5 protein-coding genes are annotated in these 3,660 nt (G+C 69.0%); 4 read left to right on the top strand and 1 reads right to left on the bottom strand.

The features are described from left to right. Positions 1 to 339: GntR family transcriptional regulator (locus EHS43_RS40095; protein WP_260470932.1), on the bottom strand; the 339-nt coding region annotated here is incomplete at its 3' end. A gap of 692 nt (positions 340 to 1,031) precedes the next feature. On the opposite strand from EHS43_RS40095, the gene EHS43_RS40100 reads away from it, so the two are divergent. The 4 genes from EHS43_RS40100 to EHS43_RS47225 form a co-directional block, all read left to right on the top strand. Next, positions 1,032 to 1,505, top strand: coding sequence for a nuclear transport factor 2 family protein (locus EHS43_RS40100; protein WP_125195473.1), 474 nt, complete (start codon positions 1,032 to 1,034; stop codon positions 1,503 to 1,505). Positions 1,506 to 2,019: 514 nt separating this feature from the next. Further along, positions 2,020 to 2,478 (top strand): ATP-binding protein, encoded by a 459-nt coding sequence (locus tag EHS43_RS40105; RefSeq protein ID WP_125195474.1) that lies wholly within the window; start codon positions 2,020 to 2,022, stop codon positions 2,476 to 2,478. 135 nt (positions 2,479 to 2,613) lie between these two features. After that, complete coding sequence (locus tag EHS43_RS40110; RefSeq protein WP_125195475.1) at positions 2,614 to 3,189, top strand: TetR/AcrR family transcriptional regulator; 576 nt, start codon at positions 2,614 to 2,616, stop codon at positions 3,187 to 3,189. A gap of 288 nt (positions 3,190 to 3,477) precedes the next feature. After that, the coding region (locus tag EHS43_RS47225; protein WP_221740805.1) for a hypothetical protein at positions 3,478 to 3,660 on the top strand (183 nt) is incomplete at its 3' end.

The raw sequence follows: 3,660 nt of genomic DNA on the forward strand, positions 1-3,660 counted from the left end.
GGGTGGACGGGGAGGACGGCGGCGAGGTCGTCGGTGAACTCGCGGGCCTGCTGCGCGGTGTTCCGGATCGGGGTTGCCGCTGGCCAGATCGATCAGGCGGCCGCCGAGCCACGCGCCTTCGCAGGCCAGTTGCGGCACCCCACTTACGACAGTCCCACCGCGGCCGCGGGTCTCCGCCTCGCCGGCACTCACCAGCTGGCGGTACGCCGAGGCCACCGTATTCCGGTTCACCCCCAGCTCCTCGGCCAGTTTGCGCACCGGCGGGAGCAGGTCCTGCGGCGCCAGCTGACCCGACGCGATCAGGTCCAGCACACTGCTCGCGATCTCTGTCGCCGTCACCCCGCTGATGTGGACCGAGCACCGCCTCTGTCCAACGTTCGTCATAGGTCATAGGTCCTATGACAAAGAACGAAATTCCCGACCGTGCCGGACCAGCGAGCCGTTCATCCGGGCGAAGACCGCGGCTACGTCATGCCGGCTCTCAGGCGCCCTGGGAGGTCGGGAACACCTCGTCGACGGCACGGTGGGAGTTGGCGCGCGTCCACGACCTGATGCACACCCCACTCCCGGATCTGAGGTGAGGAGATCAACGGAGCCCGTCGGCCCGACTGCTGAGCACCCGGTGGGGTTTCCCCGGTTCAGCCAAGGTGAGCCCAAAAGCCGCCACATGCCCTTGGAGTGCGGCCGGCAGGAAACGGCAGGCGTCGCGCGGGCGAGCGGCACCAGGCTTCCGTGCACGGCAGCGTGCAGGGCGACTGCGAGTTCGCGGGCCCGGCCCTCGACTCCCTCATCTCAAGCCCGTCCATGGTGGCCAGCCCCGGATGCGCCGCTCGACCGGGCGAGGCGTCTGCGCGCGAGGGCCCGACAGGGAGAGGGCTGCCAGGTCGTGGCACTGGGGGTCTTGCGCGAGAACCATCGTTCCCGTACGGTTTTACCTGCCGGTGAGAACGCTCGTTCTCGCGACAGTGCACCGACGCCAACGGAACCCACACCCCGCCAGCGGCGATACCGACAGATCCAGAGGAAGCGACATGAGCCACGAACCGCGCCCCCCGTTCCCATCGTTCACCCGGGAGACCGCCATCCAGAAAGTCCGCCTGGCAGAGGACGGCTGGAACTCCCGCAACCCGGAAAAGGTCGCCCTCGCCTACACGGTGGACTCCTACTGGCGCAATCGCGCGGAGTTCGCCACCGGCTACGACGAGATCGTCGCCTTCCTCACCCGCAAGTGGAACCGGGAGCTGGACTACCGGCTCATCAAGGAACTGTGGGCCTTCGACGGCAACCGCATCGGCGTGCGCTTCGCCTACGAGTACCACGACGATTCGGGCAACTGGTTCCGCGCCTACGGCAACGAGAACTGGGAGTTCGACGACAACGGCCTGATGCACCACCGCTACGCCTGCATCAACGAACTCCCCATCAAGGAGTCGGAGCGCAAGTTCCACTGGCCCCTCGGGCGCCGCCCCGACGACCACCCCGGCCTGAGCGACCTCGGTCTCTGACCGGCCGCCCCCGCGCCGTGGATCCGGGCCCGACGCCGGATCCACGGCGCGGCCGTTCGTTCGTGACGCTGTGCCTGCGGCGGAGGCCGCCGCACACCTGGAGGGGCTCTGGGTTCAGGAGTCCCTTGCGGGCCCTGGAGACCCTCTCACCTGCGGTGAGCGTGGGACGTTGCTCCGGATTCTCGGAAGTTCGGCGCATCCCTCTTGCGTCGAGAACGACCGTTCTATAGGCTGGCTTCAATTAATAGAACGATCGTTCTCAGCTGGAGACTCGCGACACTGTGATCGCTGGCCGGACGGATTGCCGGTTCGGTCGCCGCGAGTGCCGCAGGACCGCCGCCTGGAACCTGACGTTGGCCCACTCCAGGGCCGAGGGCAGAGAAGCTGCAGAACGCGAGCCTGTTGATGGCTCGGAAAGTTCAGGTGGGTGATCCCATGACTCTCTCGCACACCGCAACGCGACCCCCGCTGATGGCGCTGCCCCCCGTCCGGTGAGCTACCCCGGCCGGTCCCCGTGACCCCGGCGCTGGCCCATGCCCGTAAGGGCGTGCACGGGCACGGCATGATCGCCCTTCCTGCCGAGGAGCGCTGGGTGCACGCCGCCCGCCACTTCGCCGCGTGCCTGCTGGCCGGATGGGACGTCGTCCCGGAGGACCAGGACTCCGTCCTGCTGATCGTCGGCGAGCTTGCGGGGAACGCGGCCCAGCACGGACGGGCCGACATGGTCGTGAGCCTCGCATTTGAAGGCCGCGCCGTGCGTATCGAGGTTGCGGACTCCGGCGCCACGGCGCCCTCGCCCCACCCTCGCTGCTCCGGTGCCCATGATGAGCACGGCCGCGGCGTGGGCATCGTCGAACTCCTGACGGACTGGACCGAAACACTCGAGGAACGGGATCACCGGCGGGACCGCGCCGGCCTCCGCGTCGCCGCCGCATCGGCTGAGCAGTCCCAGGCGGGCCTTGCGCTCGCTTGAGTGGGCAGCAGGCAACACGCCCGGCCTTGATCCGGCAGTGGCATACGACGACGGGCGGCCACGCCCGGGAATATGCCGTGCGACCCGGTGGCTGTACCGTAGGAGAACGACCGTTTTCGAGAATGGGTGAGCGAAGTGGAACCCGAGACGACTGAGCAGCGGATCCTTGACGCCGCCGAGGAACTCTTCTACGGCCGAGGCATTCAGTCGGTAGGAATGGATGCGATCCGCACCGCCTCCGGCGTGCCCCTCAAGCGCCTGTACCAGGCCTTCCCTTCCAAGGACACCCTGGTCGAGGCGTACCTGAGGCGGCGGGACGCAAGGTGGCTCCGCGATCTTGCCCAGCACGTGGATACCTACGACTCACCCGAGCAGCGGATTCTGGCGGTCTTCGACTGGCTGTTCCTCTGGTTCAGCGAGCAGGGGTTCCGCGGCTGCGGCTTCATCAACTCCTTCGGGGAGCTGGGGGCGACGTCCCAGACCGTGGCCGACATCGCGAAGGCCCACAAGGATGCCTTCCGGCGATATCTTGCCGATCTCGTGGCCGTCGCAGACGCGCCCGCGTGGCTGACCGACCAGCTCGTCCTCCTCGCCGAGGGCGCGATGACCACAGCGGCCATCTCCGGGTCCCCGGAGCCCGCCCGTCACGCCAAGGACGCCGCCCGCACCCTGCTGCGGGCCGCTCACGCAGACGTGGTCACCGCTGCCTGAGCGCGCCGTCGCCTTCACTCACAGCCCCGCTTCCGTTCCCTCCGGGGTGCCATCCAGTGAGCAGGGAGCACGTGCGGCTGGTCCTCGGAAGGGGCTTCTGGCCCTGCCCGCGCCGGTCGTCCACCGAGCAGGACCCGCAGCTACCGGCAGGCGCGCGGACGACCATGCGAGTACCGGCAGGCGCGCGGACGACCATGCGAGTGCGGGTCGCGGCCGAACGCCGCATACGCGACGCCGGGTTCCACCGTCGTCCAGGCCGCCCGGGATCTGAACCTGTCCTGGCCGCCCGTGATGCATGCCTTCCGCGACCAGGCCCGCGAGGTCGTCGACGCATCTATGCCCGAAGCCGACGCGGTGGGCATCGGTGAGGACCCGCCGGGGCAAGCCGCGCTAGGAACAAGACCCCGAGACCGGCAGACGGGCGGGGCACGCGATCGGTGGCACACCGGCTTCACCGACGCCCTCGGGGCG

This window comes from Streptomyces sp. RP5T, assembly GCF_003933965.1.
Classification (GTDB): domain Bacteria; phylum Actinomycetota; class Actinomycetes; order Streptomycetales; family Streptomycetaceae; genus Streptomyces.